At 56.5% G+C, this 15,394-nt stretch carries 10 protein-coding genes and 1 pseudogene; 7 read left to right on the top strand and 4 right to left on the bottom strand.

The window, feature by feature from the left end:
* Positions 1–462 precede the first annotated feature (462 nt).
* The 3 genes from ACW9UR_RS00105 to ACW9UR_RS00095 all read left to right on the top strand — a co-directional run bounded on the left by ACW9UR_RS00105 (position 463) and on the right by ACW9UR_RS00095 (position 6,470).
* Complete coding sequence (locus tag ACW9UR_RS00105) at positions 463–909, top strand: DUF6634 family protein (protein ID WP_458914847.1); 447 nt, start codon at positions 463–465, stop codon at positions 907–909.
* Positions 910–1,107: 198 nt separating this feature from the next.
* Complete coding sequence (locus ACW9UR_RS00100; protein ID WP_458914846.1) at positions 1,108–2,244, top strand: AAA family ATPase; 1,137 nt, start codon at positions 1,108–1,110, stop codon at positions 2,242–2,244.
* A 665-nt stretch (positions 2,245–2,909) separates the two neighbouring features.
* On the top strand, positions 2,910–6,470 hold the full coding sequence (locus ACW9UR_RS00095; RefSeq protein ID WP_458914845.1) for a G8 domain-containing protein: 3,561 nt from the start codon (positions 2,910–2,912) through the stop codon (positions 6,468–6,470).
* A 125-nt stretch (positions 6,471–6,595) separates the two neighbouring features.
* Here the strand turns inward: ACW9UR_RS00095 and ACW9UR_RS00090 are convergent, their stop codons facing one another.
* The gene (locus ACW9UR_RS00090) at positions 6,596–7,507 is read right to left on the bottom strand and encodes a sulfotransferase (protein WP_458914844.1); all 912 of its coding nucleotides are present in this window, start codon (positions 7,505–7,507) and stop codon (positions 6,596–6,598) included.
* 326 nt (positions 7,508–7,833) lie between these two features.
* On the opposite strand from ACW9UR_RS00090, the gene ACW9UR_RS00085 reads away from it, so the two are divergent.
* The 3 genes from ACW9UR_RS00085 to ACW9UR_RS00075 all read left to right on the top strand — a co-directional run bounded on the left by ACW9UR_RS00085 (position 7,834) and on the right by ACW9UR_RS00075 (position 12,172).
* Positions 7,834–8,628, top strand: a complete 795-nt coding sequence (locus tag ACW9UR_RS00085; RefSeq protein WP_458914843.1) for a hypothetical protein — start codon at positions 7,834–7,836, stop codon at positions 8,626–8,628.
* 1,297 nt (positions 8,629–9,925) lie between these two features.
* A complete protein-coding gene (locus tag ACW9UR_RS00080) occupies positions 9,926–10,261 on the top strand; it encodes an H-NS histone family protein (RefSeq protein WP_458914842.1) in 336 nt (111 codons plus the stop codon).
* Between the two features lie 1,002 nt (positions 10,262–11,263).
* Positions 11,264–12,172: a UDP-3-O-acyl-N-acetylglucosamine deacetylase gene (locus tag ACW9UR_RS00075; protein WP_458914841.1), complete on the top strand. Its 909-nt coding sequence runs from the start codon at positions 11,264–11,266 to the stop codon at positions 12,170–12,172.
* A gap of 84 nt (positions 12,173–12,256) precedes the next feature.
* Here the strand turns inward: ACW9UR_RS00075 and ACW9UR_RS00070 are convergent.
* Positions 12,257–12,394: pseudogene (locus tag ACW9UR_RS00070) on the bottom strand (IS3 family transposase); the annotation flags it as partial.
* A 515-nt stretch (positions 12,395–12,909) separates the two neighbouring features.
* Between ACW9UR_RS00070 and ACW9UR_RS00065 the strand changes: the two are divergent.
* Positions 12,910–14,009 (top strand): IS3 family transposase gene (locus ACW9UR_RS00065; protein ID WP_458914840.1). Its coding sequence is split into 2 segments (ribosomal slippage): positions 12,910–13,162 and positions 13,162–14,009, totalling 1,101 coding nucleotides; the frame shifts between segments, so codons are not numbered across the junction.
* A gap of 228 nt (positions 14,010–14,237) precedes the next feature.
* On the opposite strand, the gene ACW9UR_RS00060 is transcribed toward ACW9UR_RS00065, so the two are convergent.
* Both ACW9UR_RS00060 and ACW9UR_RS00055 read right to left on the bottom strand, forming a co-directional pair.
* A complete protein-coding gene (locus ACW9UR_RS00060) occupies positions 14,238–14,906 on the bottom strand; it encodes a 3,4-dihydroxy-2-butanone-4-phosphate synthase (protein WP_458914839.1) in 669 nt (222 codons plus the stop codon).
* Positions 14,903–15,358 carry a flavin reductase gene (locus ACW9UR_RS00055; protein WP_458914838.1) on the bottom strand — a complete coding sequence of 152 codons (456 nt, stop codon included), beginning with the start codon at positions 15,356–15,358 and terminating at the stop codon, positions 14,903–14,905. The genes ACW9UR_RS00060 and ACW9UR_RS00055 overlap by 4 nt, the downstream gene beginning before the upstream one ends.
* Positions 15,359–15,394 lie beyond the last annotated feature (36 nt).

The following is a 15,394-nucleotide window of genomic DNA, read 5'->3' as shown; positions in this document are numbered from 1 at the left end:
TACATGTACATCCGTGGACCCAGATGGCTTCATCCATCGCCATATGGCCGAACTGGCTCCGCGAAAAACGATAGCCAGGACGCCTTCTCGGCGCCCCCGCAGCTCCAAAGAGCATCCCCTCCCCGCTCTGACCGTTCGAGACCTGACTTCCGTGCATGCAGGGGTATTGCGGGACTGCCGGTCGCGGGACCCGACATCCTGGCACTGCAGCAGACCAAGCGAGATCGACGTTCTCGCAGACACGGTCCCCCTGGGGCAGACTTGCGAGAATATAACCGTTTAATATCAATATTTTAGATCAAAATTAAGCCTTGCCGGAGGCTTCCCGGGCAGATAGGTCCCAACGCCACACGAACCGGTGGCAGCAACAAAGGACCCCATCTTCATGACTGTGATCTGGAAGCATCTCAGGCTAATTCGACGACGCCCCGGCGGATGGACTGCGCAACGTCGGATGCGGGCATGATCACCGCCGAGCAGCGTTCTGCCTTGCAGCGCTTGATGGTCGCGATTGCCGCGGTCGACGCGGGACCGGGCGAGACAGACCTCACATCCGCACCGACTCTAGATTTGTGGTCGGCCGTGTTGGAGGCGCGCGGCATGATCGTTCTGTGGGGCCGTGTCGAGGATCACCCAATACTGGGCGCCGACCAGGTCACGACGTCCCGGCTCATCGCGATCGATCCAGGGCTGGCTTGGGCTCGCACGGCGTCACGATGGTATCGCCTCCGCATGCCGCTCAGCGCTGTCGAAGCGGAGCTGGCAGAGGGAGAAGGGGTACCCACCGGCATACTGAAAGTGAAGGGATTCACACGCATCACCGATATGGAGCGCCTGCAGCGGCTGCTGGCGCGGTACCGCGCGCAGACCCGAAAGATCGCCGAGCAGCGCGGGATAAAGCACGAATGACCGCAGCGCGCACGTTCAGCCACGTCACTGCTTCCTCCGTCCCTGACGGGGCCGACCCACGACACCCGCCGCTCTGAAGCCGTCGACACCTGGTGGGCGATACCCTGTCCCGTGTTCCGGGCCCGCGTTCGGTGTTCCCCCGACACCCGTCCACCCAAGAAGCCAAGCCGGGTGACCGCCCAGCGCCTGGAGATCCCCATGACCAATATGAAGCGCCCGCCCACGCGCCTGCCAGATCTCACCACCCTCACGCCATACCAGCTCGCGCCCATCCGGTTCGTGCGAGATGAGCCGGCATATAAGCTGGAAAGGCACCTCGAGACCTTCCTGCGCGACCTGCGGTGCAAGGCCCGCGGGCTCGATGCGACCACCTACGCGCAACTGGTTCGTGAGGACGAATGGGGAGAGGTTGTTCAGGCGTGCATCCCTTCGAAGCGCGACCTCGAGAGGATCCGTCGCCGCGTTGACAGGCTGGTCGCGCTGCGTAGGGCCAGGTCGGGAATGGCGCAACTGCCGAAAGACATCCGGGACCTCCTCGAGCCGCTCGCGGACGGCACCGCGCTCGTGCGCATCGAGACCGAGCACCGCGCGGACGAGATCGCTGCTACCTTGCACGCAGAGATGCCCTGGCTGGGACGGGCCACCGAAATCGCCTGGCATGCCCTACGCGCCGGGGTCCGCGAGGGCGCGCCAGGCCTGCATCTGCCGCCTATCCTGCTTGACGGCCCGCCGGGTATTGGGAAAAGCCGCTGGGCGCGGCGGTTCGGTGAACTTGTTGGTGTCCCGGTCTCGGTCATCGACGCCGCGGCCGAGCCGGCCGGGTTCTCGGTTGCGGGCTCCCAACGGGGGTGGGGCAGTGCCGGTCCTGGTCGTCCCATCGAGCTGTTTCTGCGCGAACGCATCGGCAATCCGGTCGTCCTGGTCGATGAAATCGACAAGGTCGGAGAAGTACGCACGAAGAGCGGCGTTGAGTTCGCGCTGACGGCGGCGCTTCTGTCGCTGCTGGAGCCCGAGAGCGCGCGGGCATGGAGCTGTCCGTACTTCCGGATCACATTCGACATGAGCTGGATCTCGTGGATCCTGACCTCGAACAACCGTCGGCGCATCCCCGCGCCGCTGTTGAGCCGGTGCAGGGTCGTCGAACTGCCAAGGCTGACCGGGCGACAGCTGGCCGAATTTGCGCAGCGCCAGGCATTGGCCAGGGGGCTTCCGGGGGATGTAGCCGACGAATTGGCCGCGGTGCTGCGTCGGAAGAAGCTCGGACCGGATCTGCGGGCGGTTTTACGCGTGATTGATGGGCTGGTGGCGAGGGAGAGCGGGGCGAAGCTTCAGTAATAGTGTGGGATTTTCTGAAATGCGCACAATATTAGTTCACCGACACCACCTTACGCCTGCGACTTCTCGGTTAAAATGACTATTATCATAACCGGAGGGGGGACGAATTTTTATCAAGCTCATTAAAAGCACCCCAAAACCAAATCCCGAGCATAGGCTTTCTGACCCGAGCACCGAAAGTGTCTAACTATGATTTGTTTCCTGAGGTTCGCTACGCGGAGGGACTTGATCGCACGCCCAACTTATTACTGAAATTTCTCTACATTTATTCCGAAACAAATATCTGCCGCCTCGAAATAAAAAAATCACCGTAGTTTTTCGCTTGTTCGATCCGAAATTGATATATTAATAGGGTATCAAATCTATGTAAATCACATATATAATTAATATGCAATACACACATTATCCATTACAATATAATTAATAATATGCAGACATTTAGATTTGCAACATTATATCATAAATACACCCAAGAATAATAAAAATTATATCTAATTATTGGCCGTCCCGCAGTCCCGTTCACAATTTATAAGGGTGCCTGCAGCTATTTATCCCTGAACCACCCGTGAGTGTAAAGCATCACCGCGTTGCGTTGAATACAGCAACTGCTTGAAGCAACGCAGCCGTGGAGGTGGAGCGGATAATTCTTGGCCAGGAGTAAAGTGATGGCAGACATCCTATGGTCTCAGCTTCGGATGCAGGACGGTGCGCGACCCGGGGCCGAAGACGTGATTGTTGTTAGCTCAGATGATCGGTTGATCTTCGATTCACAAGCTGGACCGACAGTGATCAAGGGTCTCGTTATCTACGGCGAGTTCATTGTCGAAGACTCTGATACTGAACTGAGCCTTACAACCGACTGGGCCGTGGCCCTCGATGGAGGTGTCTTTCGCGTCGGCACCGAAGATGACCCGTACGCGGGGAAATTCAACCTAACTCTCGCGGGCAAAGATAATAGTAACGATGTAGACCTCGCTGAATACCCTGACGCTGCGATGGCCGGGATGAAGACCATGGCGACCGGACATGGCGGCGAGCATCGAGTCATTCAAAACAACAACGCATTCCTCATGGCTATGGGAGAAGGCTCATCGATAGAAGTTCACGTCGATGACGCCGCAAAAGCCAGCTGGACGCAGCTAGGCACCACAGCCCAGGCGGGAGATAAAAAGCTCACCTTTGTCGAAGCGACAGGATGGCAGCCGGGCGACAAGATCGCAATTGCTTCGACAGACTTCGATCTCAATCAAGCAGAAACCTTTACTATAAGTCATGTCCTTGATGGCGGGAAAACAGTAATACTCGATCAAGAACTCGAGTTTATGCACTATGGCGATGTCGAGCATTACGATAACGGCACCAGGGCAATTGACATGCGCGCCGAGGTTGCCCTCCTCTCGCGCGACGTGACCATTAAGGGAGACGTAAAGTACGACGAGCAACTGGATCATAACCAGCAAGTCGACCAGTATGGCGGCCACGTAATGGTCATGATGGGCGGCGAGATGCGTATCTCCGGTGCCGAGCTAGCCCACATGGGTCAGGCAGGCGTTCTTGGCCGCTATCCCGCGCATTGGCATCTCAGTGAAGATGCCTCCGGGCAATATATCGAGAATTCTTCAATTCACCATAGCTTCAACAATGGGTTGACCGTTCACGGCACCGAGAATGCTCGTGTAGAAAACAACGCCATTTTTGAAACCGTAGGGCATGGCGTATTTCTCGAAGATGGCTCGGAGATAGGGAATGAGATAGCTGGCAACTTGGCTTTCAATCAGCGAAAGCCAGGGCTATTCGATGGCTCACCCGGAGGAGATCAAGATAAGCCCGCATCTTTCTGGATCGAAAACAGCTTGAATACAATTTCAGGCAATCATGCTGCGGGATCGGAAGATGCGGGCTTCTATTTCGATCTTCAAAAAGCTGTCGATTACCCATCAAGATCGATCGATAGCCTCGCGGACAACGCCAGTCGAGAGGGTCCATCTGACATGGTTGGGAACTCGGTCCATAGCTCTGACCGAGGCTTCTATCTCGATCATCGCAGCCTGGTCAGGGATCACGAGCCATACGGCGACGCCTCGCAACCGCAAAAGGTCGCGGCTTGGACTGTAGAAGACTTTACCGCCTACAAGATTGGAGGACACGGAATCTACGTCCGCGGCATTGAGGGCACATTCGTCGATGTCAAGATGGCAGAAGTGAGCGAGGGCACCCGTTTCCGCCTCAATCAGGCAATCGAAGGCGGGCTAATCGTTGGTCGAAGTCAAGGGAATACTGGCACACCCACCACTGAGGATGAATTGGCCGAAGGGCGTTCATTACCAAACGGGAATGGGGATTTTACCGGTCATCTGCTCTACGACGGTCCGGGCGGCATCTCAAACGTCCATTTTGACGGATTTTTCAGCCCGAGTGACCACGCTATCGGCGTAACCGGCGCTGTGCACAAGTCAAGTGTCCACTATGTGAAAGACCTGAGTTGGGGAAGTCAGGCCACCATGCTCTGGGAGCAGCGCGTTGATTTTGGAGTATTCAATCCAAAGGCGCGGCAGACAGCGGAAATGCTCGTCGACCTGGATGGAAGCCTCTCGGGAATTGTCGGGGGCGCGATCCTCAACGATCAGCCGGAGAAGCTAGCTGCCGGCTTTGGATTCTATCGATCAAACGGGGCGATAGTTTTCGATGAATGGGGAGCAGTAGCAAGCCCATTCACGGATATCGATTTCATCGCATTGATGAATGTCCGGGTTGTAGATGAGAACGGAAACTACCGCGGGGACAATACGCCCTACGACGTATCAAATTTTGAAATCGATGTGCTGCGCAATGATGGTGCGCTTATGGATGGGCTATTTGTTGGTCCAGGAGTACAGCATCGCCAAACAGCGATTGTAGAAGGCTATACATATGAAATGACCATTCGCGGAGAGCCGCCACAGTTCCAATTCATGGTCAGCGACATGCCTGAGGGTGAAAGTGCTGTCTACAAGATTGATGGCCTTAGGTTGGATTCAAGTTTTTATCTAAACAATCCCAACACCAGGGAGAATATAAATATTAAGGAAGTAAGCTCGATAGGAACTTTATTAGGATCTACAGAAACCACAATATTTAGGGACATTTCGAATAGTGAAACATACATCAAATTTGTATCGGAGATGTTTCATGGCTACGATTTCGCCATGCCTCAAGAGACCCGCGGAGGCGTGCTGACTGGCGGAGTGGTGGTTAACGTTGATCAACGCGAAAGCTCACGAATTGATCTTGATCTCATCGAATATGATGAACCAGAGATGGTTGAAATCAGCGGAACTCTGGGAGATGACCAATTTCGCGTGACTTCTGAAATCAACACGTATTCTCTTGGAGGTGGATCGGATTATTTGATGGGTAATGTCGAAGACTTTTTCGGAGACATCATCACAGACCTCGGGATCGATGATGTAATGATTTTTGAAGGTGATTTCGTGCAGCCTACTTTTCGACGAGTAGGCGATGAATGGATGGTGGTGGATATCGCCCCAAGTGGTCCAGAAGGGAGTGGTGGGTCAATCGTTTTAGAGGGCGAATTTGATCGCGGTGAGTTTATAAGAATATCTAATGGGGCCAACACGCACTTGATGTTTGAGAACTATCTTCCGGAACTCGCGTCTAAACAGTCTGTTCCTGAAGAGATCCTAAACGGAAATGGCAACCGAAACTTCTTTAAGAGTGATGGAGAAACAGCATTCGCGGTATCAGCGGAGCACTTGGGTCGCGCCGGTAACGATAATTCGATCGGCGTTTATGAAATCACGAGCACGGGCGACATAGTAAATGAACGGATACTCTTCAATAACATCAAAGAAGGCGGTTCCGTTATTTTGGATTCTATCAAAGAGGGTCATGAGCTAGGATTTTTCCTCGTGCAAGACGGGGCGGATCGTATAGACGGTTGGATCGCCGAAGGAGATCTCGACTTTGTTGATGCGCGCGGCAGATCGGCCGGAATAAGTGACGGCCCCCTGTTCCTGTCCTTCGGGGGAAATGAGATAGATGAAATGGTTTTCCATAGCCTTTCCGCTTCGATGAACGCCGACGGGATCATCCACGCGGTCTCCGGGTTGTCCGAGGACGGCTTAGGGATCACGATCGGATTTGAGGACCGGACACGCGGCGGCGATCGAGACTACGAAGACGCGGGCATAACGGTAGTTCGAATAGACGACGACTTCATACTCTAGGCGCAAACAACTACAGGCGAAGCAAACCTAGGGGGAGCGCACCTTAATGCCCCCCCCCTCAAAGATCATCCGGGCCTCTGACTAAAGGCCCGTGAAACAGAAAGAACCCGTGGAAGATCGGATCGTTAGATGTTTGTGTCAATGAGGGGCCATAGCTCCATTCGAGCCTGCCGGCTCCAGTGCCGCTTAAAGTAGTCCTCCACTTCCTCGGATTCCGACCTTACGATTAGTTTCTCGACAAGTTTCGGAACGCGTTTGAAGGTATCTTCGAGGATTTCCCCGACGGCGTCCGACTTAAGCGTTTCAACGAAAGAGCCCCGTTTCAGTAGATTGTACAGCTCCAGCGCGCGCGAGTCTGAGAATGCCGCCTCCTCTAGGTCGCCATAGCTACCCGCAGGTGCGTTGGCGCGCTTACGTGTCACAGCCGAAATTTCATCGAACCAATCTTCGGACACCCTCATCGGCTTGTGCACGCCAATGAATGTAGAAACCTCATCCAACACATCCCGCGGCCGCGCAACCAAGTCTTCATAGCGCACAACGTGCAACTCAATTCCATCGACTCGCCGCAACGCAGCAACCATGGCGATAAAGTCAAAGGCAGCAAAAAAGCCCCATCGCCCGGGGAACCAACTATCTTTCGGGTTGGATGCCCTCTTGTTGTAGGATCGAGCGCTATCCCTGGGGTCCCTTAGGCAGGCAACGACCTTGTTCCCCCTTATTTCCGAAGTCACCTTGGAAAGGTTGTAAAAATAGTTCGGGATCTTGTTTCCAAATAAATAAGGGTCTTGTGAGTTGGATGAGAAAGATCTCTCAATAATTTTCAGGCCGTGCGCTGCCTTCTTGAACTCGTCGCCTATAAAGTTATCCGGGGATATGATCTCGGAATGATCATGCCTAAGTGAAAAGTACTCCGGCCCGCAGATCACCCCATCCAGTGTGTTAAGGTAGGTCGCAAGCGCAGTAGTGCCACTCCTGGCGACCCCAAGGAGCAGGAAATCAAGCTGTCCGTAATCATCAACGCTTCCCGTGGGCATCCTGCGCCTCCTCAATGCTAAAACTTGCAGCTCGGCGACCGTATGCCTTAACGCAAGTTCCCCGTAAAGGCCTCGAAGCTGCATCTAAGGAAGCGGCGGCACCAGCATTACCCCATAGCGCAAACGACCGGGGCCAGCCTTAGTCCTGGAGCTAGACTCGAACTTACGTCAATCCGTCTACCCTGGAGCCGCCCACGTGATAGCCGAGATAGAGGCGTCCGCCATGAGGAAGGAAAGGAGGTCACGTTGCCGTTGCGAATGCCGGCGATAGATGGTTCAAACGAAGTCTCGTCCGATAGATCATCATATCCCCAGGTAAGCCCTAAGTGACGCAACCTTCCGAAAAGAAGATCTTCTTTGTGTTTGCCAGCCAAAGATCAGGCACGACGGCCCTGCGTTCGTGCTTGAATTCAAGCGGTAGCTTCTTCGAGTATGGCGAGATATTCTATCCGTCTTTATTTTCTGGAGGATACTACAAAGAGTACGCGGAGGCAATTAATCGAGATCCATCTTTGGTATTGCCTAAAAACAAAAGAACGTTTTTCTTGGATTTTGTTGAGATGCGAATCCGTGAGCGCTCCGAGCCTGCCGTTGGGTTTGACATCAAGTATTCGCACCTCGACGAGAACCCAGAGGTTGTTCGGGCCGCCGCGAAGACGGGCGGGACAGCAATCCATCTGGTCAGGGAGAATTTTCTAGAGAGTTTCGTATCGCACCGCCTGATGGAACTCCGCGTAGAGAAAGGAATAATCGACTCAAAGTCGGTGCACGGTTCAAAGGTTCCGGAAGCCGTTCAATTCGATATTGATACGAGCACTATTGCTGATGAACTGCGCCGCCGTCGGACACGTGTTGAAGCCGTTCACAATACGTTAGCCCGGAGATTCACAAAGGTCGTATATATCAAGTACGAATCTCTGTTTCAAAACACCCCCCCTACCACTCGTCTTTCCGACGAAGTTCAGCATTTAATTTCTGAATCTGTTGGGCAAAAATTTGATAAAACTCCCCAAACTGAATTGGTGAAGCAAAATCCATATGGCACTTACAATATTGTAAGGAACTACGCGGAGGTTTCTGCGGCGCTGTCAAAGACAGAATTCGCCCATATGGCGCGATAGGAATGCCGCAGTGAGGTGAGGCTTCCTAAGCACTGATGGCATTTGACTGGTTGCACGACATGATCGGCGGACCTCCGCCACTTTATTATTAAGAGAGACGCGATTTCTAATTTTTTTGTGGGGAGCTCGCCTTAGTCATCTTCTATTTTGAGATGACTTTCTATTCTGGAGCCCACTCATTCAAGAACATGACGCCGGCGGTATACACAGGTCTCTCGAAGGATCCGCAGCGTCTGGTGATCGACGAGACTGATCTGTTACCGGTTGAACTTCCGCGAGCTTCCAGATGGATCTCTTCCGCGATAACGCCCTGCAGGATGACTTGGCCTGCCACTTTAGTGCGTAGTCCGCGGCGCACCTGTCGAGCGGAAGGCCGGTCGACAGGTCGCGATATTCTTCTCACAATTCGGGACCATCTCCACGACCCTGCGAAGTTCGCTCTCTAGATCGTTCAGGCCATGTTGTTCCGCGTATTCGGCGACGTCCCTAAGTAGGGCCACCATCCAACTATGATCCATGATGTTCGGTCCTCTACTACAGCACCTATCACTCACCCATAAGTTGAATTATTCCGGCGATAATTGGGCCGTAAAGCGTTCGCCTTCGGAGTTCCGTCATAGTTGCATCTCAGCAACATCTGCTTTGGGTGCCTTATCATGTCGTCTCGCGTCGCCCTTCATTGGGAGCGAACGTAATTTTCACGGACAGCCCGTGTAAGAAAGTATGCTGCGTAAATCGCTCGCCTTGACGCTCTCCCAAGCTCTTCGACGGAGCCCTTCGCGCCAGGCGGCCGCCTGACGATCTCCAGTGGACATGAACCTGGTTTTAAGCCCGTGAGACGAGCCGACCGGCGTATCCAGCCTCCGCGAAGTCCCGCTCCACGAAGGGAGGGCGCAACGGGAGTGCGTCAGCACATTCTTGGTGCCGTCACGGTCTCGGACGTCGCGGCATGGGTCTCTACGGCCAACCGGCGGCCACCAGTGTCGGTCAGGACGTGGCGCTTGCGGCCTTGGATACGCTAATCGGCGTCCCAAGCCTTGAATCCCCATTTAATCCGCCGTCCTGGAGGCCTGGCTGTCGGTGGCGGCCGCGCAGGGGGAGGGCTCGCGCCAAGTGTACTCGCAGTCTACGGGCAGCAGCGCATGGTGGACGCGAGCCCGGACGCCATCGCGATTCCGGCGCCGCAGGGAAAGACTTGGCCGTTTAGGTGGAATATGAATACCCCGCATCAAGTCCCTCATTTACGAAGTATTAACCTAGAATATGCTAAGGCGAGCTGAAAATAACGGGGGCCTACATGTTTCTGGATAAGGCTGGATTGGATGAGCTCACTGACAAAGAGCTTGAAGAGTTGAGGGCGGATATCGTTGCGATTCTCACTATACGAAGACAGAGGAGAGCGGCTGCCGCCCTGCGTACGGTTGAAGATATCGCAACCCAACACGGTTTCAGCGTGGAGCAATTGCTCGAGCACTCCAGAGGCATCCGCCATACCGGAAAACCACCTCATAAGTACCGGCACCCCTTGAATCCGAAACTTACTTGGCGAGGGCTTGGAAGGCCGCCGAAGTGGATAAAAGAACTACTCGCAAACGGCACATCGCTGGAAGAGATAGAAATCAACCAACTCTAGCGCTCTTGGAGTGCCCTGCCCGCCTCTGGGAGAGGTAGGTCACAGGCTAGCGTTGTTGCCCAAACGCAGGATCCCGACAGCCGTACGCTCAGCGGAGTTCAGGTAGTTCTAGCGATCGTTGCAGTGTGCAGCACCAATGGCTTACCGCGCCGGTCGAGCCAAGCTCTGGCGAAGAAGATGCCGCGCATTGCCTCCACGAAGAAGTAACTCACTCCGTCGAATGATCTGTATCGTCGCGGCTTAGTCGGCGTTCACGAGCGGAAGTCTGTTCAGCATAGAGAGCGCAGTCGTCTATCATTTCCGCGATCTCAAAGTAGCCATACTGGCTCGCTGTGCGGACCAGGCACCTGAGCCCTGCGGCTATTTCACGGGCATCGTGGCTGGGAGGGCGTGTCATCATGGCACTCCAATAACTAAACGAGGAAAACTTCGATACAGACGGCTTGGTTCGTTCTGAAGATAGGAGTGATGCGGATTTCGCATCGATGTATCGACTTTATCTGGAAGCTTCAGCATGTGCCGCGTAGCTCGGCTTCAACCCCTACAAGGTCCTGTATGCCAGCATGCCGCGCGATATCCTCGAGCAAATCTGTTCTCCACTTGTGGTCCATAGTCGCCTCCAGTGCCCGTTGCGCAGATGCACCTTATAGTTGTGTTTTCCGAGCGGCACCTTCGCCGCTAAAGATTATCCCCGCCAACCAGATGTATGACGAATATGTCACACCTCACCAGGTCGTCTTAGCAGCCTGCGGCAGCACTACGTACCGCCGCAGGCGGGTGCGTGGGAAAGTTTCAGTTTCAGTTTCAGTGGCTTGATAAGTTTAGTGGGCCGGCAGGCCAGCTCCGACTATTCCCGGACTTCAGTAAAAATCACGTAAACCACGATTGTGGCTACGTCTGCCGTATCTACGACACCTTGTGGGGAATCTCCGATCTGAACCGAATGTTCAGGCTTTCTCGCAGAAAATTCTGCTTACCGCGATTCACTCATAGGTAGATAGGATGAGGCTTCAGAACACAATTGCCCGACCCACGCGAACCAGCGGGATATCCGTCCAGACCGGACAGCATACGACTGTACAGCTAGAACCTGCACCGGAGAACACTGGTATAGAGTTCGTGCGAAGCGACGTTCCGGCGGGGGCTGCGAGCGTATGGGCCCGCCCCGAGAATGTCGTGCCCCAAGAAAACTATATGGCTATTGCCAACGAGGCTAGCACGGTCGTTACCGCGCCTGAACATCTCCTCGCGGCACTCGCAATCGCGCAGGTGCACAATGTCCGTGTTGTCATCGACGGTCCGGAGCTCCCGACGTTCGACGGAAGCGTAAAGCGTTGGACTAGGCTCCTCGAAAACACGGAGCTTCAACCTCAGGGAGCGAGGGTCAAAGCGCGTCGGCTAGCTCGGCCGGTAGGCGCAGGATCGGGGTCGTCTCATCTTTCAATCCACCCAGCGCCCTCCCGTTCCTTCCGCGTGTGTCAGGATCCCAAATGGCCGAGTATGGGCAGACAAGAGGTGTTCTTCTCGGAGACACTCGACGATCATCTTTCAGAGATATCAGAGTGCCGGGACATCTGGATAAGGGAAGAGATGCCGCATATGGCAACTGCCCCAGTGAAAACGGCACTTTTTCTTCACGCGCCAATTTTCGAAACATGGAGCGATGTAGACCTTGGCCCGCGACGCCACGACCGAGAGTTTGTCAAGCACCAGGTCTTGGACGCCCTCGCCTACTTGTCGCTTCTAGGCTTTGAGTTTGCTTTCGATCTGGTTGCCGAGAACCTCACTCATTCTCTATGTCAAAGTGTCGTGGCCAAGCTCGCAAGTCGATCATGCGCTTGGGCGAACGATGCCGCCATTGAGCTGCCTAGTGAGTACCAATCCGACCAGGCTGCGAAAGGCGAAACATGACGTCGTGGCTTAAGCGATCCGTTTTCAGTCACACCGAGAGCTACCGGTCGGAAGCGGATACCGAAGCGACCTGCCACTGAATTTTCATCCAGCGGCGACCGGAGCCCGGTCGGTGTTCACTCCGTTCGGCGTAGGTTGATCAATCGCCCGACGCGCGGAACTTTCATCTCGCGCAGCATGGCGGGCGATTGCGGTGGTCAGGGTTCGCGCGTAACCAGACGGCATCCACTACATAAAAGGTACAGGATAAGCCGGACGTACGGCATTTCATGGCCCGAAGGACAGTGAGTTGCCGTTCGCTGCGCAGAAAACGGAAATGGCACTGGTGCCCTCGGCGTCAAATTCTCACGGCCCGAACCAGTTCCTCGTCACGATCATCAGCACGCCACTGCAGCTTCCCTATAAAAATCGTCCCCGCGCAGCTGGTTTTCGGTCGGACGTCTGCTTAAGAGAAGCTCAAGTCTGTCCTTCGGAAGAGTCGCGAGTTCTTTTCGGGTCACTCGGCCCAAGTAGGCAGCGCATCAGAATCAATTAGCCGCTGCCGGGTGAGTAGCAGGTCAGAACCAGCGAGCGTCGTTCACGTGACCCATTGACTGCCCGCTGATCCAAGACGAAAGCACTACCCCTGTGCCGATGCACAACATCCGAAACCGCCTGCGGCACGCGGTCGGGATTGACCTGAGACCCGTTTCTTCCTCCAGTTTCGGGTAGAGTCCGCCCCAACCAGGAGACGGACGATGAAGCGATCGAGGTTCACGGAAGAGCAGATCATCGCGATGCTGAAGGAGCAGGAGGCCGGGATGGCAACGGCCGATGTCTGCCGGAAGCACGGGGTGAGTTCGGCGACGTTCTACAAGTTCAAGGCACGGTACGGCGGGCTCGAGGTTTCGGATGCCCGACGGCTGAAGGCGCTGGAGGACGAGAACGGCAAGCTGAAGAAGCTCTTGGCCGAAGCAATGCTGGACAACGCCATCCTGAAGGATGTCGCGGCAAAAAAATGGTAGCGCCCGGCGTTAGGCGGGAAGCGGTGGCCCACGTCGTCGCGACGCACGGGGTGAGCCAGCGCCGGGCGTGCCAGGTTCTGGGCGTGGACCGGTCGAGCGTGCGCTATCGGAGCCTGCGCCCGGACGATGCCGAGGCGCGGGCCGCGATGAAGGCCGTGGCAGGCGAGCGACGCCGGTTCGGCTATCGACGCATCCACATCATGCACGGGCGCCAGGGGATCGTGATGAACCTGAAGAAGCTCAGGCGGCTCTACCGCGAGGAGCGGCTCCAGGTGCGGCTGCGGGGCGGCCGCAAGCGGGCACTCGGCACGCGGCGGCCGATGCTGGTGCCGGAGGCGGTGAACCGGCGCTGGAGCCTCGACTTCGTCAGCGATGCCTTAACTGACGGTCGCCGGTTCCGGGTGCTCGCCATCGTCGACGACTTCAGCCGCGAGTGCCTGGCGCTGGTCGCCGACACCTCGCTCTCCGGGCACCGCGTCGCCCGCGAACTCGACGCAGTGATCGCCCGGAGAGGCCAGCCGCAGATGATCGTCTCGGACAATGGTACGGAACTGACCTCGATGGCGATCCTGGCTTGGTGCCAGAGGACCGGCGTCGACTGGCACTACATCGCGCCCGGCAAGCCGATGCAGAACGGCTTCGTCGAAAGCTTCAACGGCCGCTTCAGGGACGAACTGCTCAACGAGGCGTTGTTCTCGAGCCTGCGCGACGCCCGCGAGCAGATCCGGGCCTGGCAGGACGACTACAATCACCACCGCCCCCATTCCGGCCTCGGGAACATCCCGCCGGCCGAGTTTGCAGAGAAGATCAGGCTGAAAATGCGCGCCGCATAGCCCCAGAAATCAACCCACGGACTCTCCGGAAACTCGGAGGAGAGTCGGGTCTCAGGTCACGCTCAGCTCACCGGTCTCGGAATCTGAAACGCGCAATGTACGGCCGCGCAGGACCAGAACTCCTCAGGGCCCGCATGCTCCCCTTCCGCCACACAGATTGAGGATGACCCTTATTTGCGCCAGATCCTGTCCAAGAGATGGGGGAGTGGCGGACTCGCGACGAATCGCTCAGAGCCATGGCGCCGTATTCGGAAGCTGGTATTCCCTGATTGTCAGTTCCGCTCTTGCTGTCGCCAGCGCGGCTGCACGCTCGGCTGTAGCCACCGCTCCGGTCTCGTCAAGCACTTGGCAGACCACTGCGCCATCCCCGGCGTCCGCAATCCGAACCAGCCGCAGGATCGCCGCGAAATGATGCGAGACATCGCATGCTTCCCCCTGCGGCAGCGATTGCGTATCGGTGTTCAGCGGAAAGACATGACCAGGCGACACGAGGTCACCCGCGACCGCCCCCGGCGCGGCCGCCACGCGGATCGTATGTGCTCGCTCAGCCGCCGAAATACCGGTGGTTATCCCCTGCCGCGCCTCGATCGACACCGCGAAGCCCCACCCAGCCGAGCGTCGATGCCGCACCGGCTGCATCGGCAAGCCGAGCCGCGTGATCGTCTCGGGCCAAAGCGCAAGGCAGATCAGGCCACGCGCGTGGGTGGCCATGTGGTTGATCTGCTCGGGCCCCACGTCGCGGGCGGCGCAGAACATCACCGCCTGGTCCGAACGGCGGTCTATCAGCGTCAGCACCTGCCCACTGCGCAGCGCAGCGCGCAAATCGGGCGCAGGCGCGCGGTTCATCCGCATCATCCAGCGCGGAGCATTTGCCGTTGTCATGGAATGCAGGGTCATATTGTCATCGCGATGCTGTGGAATTTCCGGGCGAGATAGACGCTGGCGGTGGTCTCGTCTGACATCACGATCTCGCGAATGGTGCAGAAGAGAACCGTATGTGTGCCGACCTCGGCCGCGTGCGACACGTCGCAGTCGAAGGCGACCAGTGCGTCGACAAGCATGGGTGCCCCGGTCGTGCCGATCCGCCAGTCGGCGGCCGCGAAACGCTCGTCGGTCGGGGTCTTTCCGCCGAAGAGCGCCGCAAGCCGCTCGAAACTCGGGCCGGTGGTGTTGACGCAAAGCGCCCGGTTCTCGCGAAACATAGGGCCGACCGAGCTGGAGTTGTTCACGCACACGAGCAGCGTCGGTGGCGTATCGCATACGCTGCACACGGCGGTCGCGGTGAATCCCGCGCGCCCCGCCGGGCCGTCGGTCGTGATGATGTTCACCGCGCCGGCAAACCGGGCCATACCAGCTCGGAATTCTTCCTTGCTGACGTGCAGCCG

It is taken from the genome of Halovulum sp. GXIMD14794, from assembly GCF_054457455.1.
The sequence above is the reverse complement of the archived record's forward strand: the minus strand, read 5'-3'. Positions and strand labels throughout refer to the sequence as shown.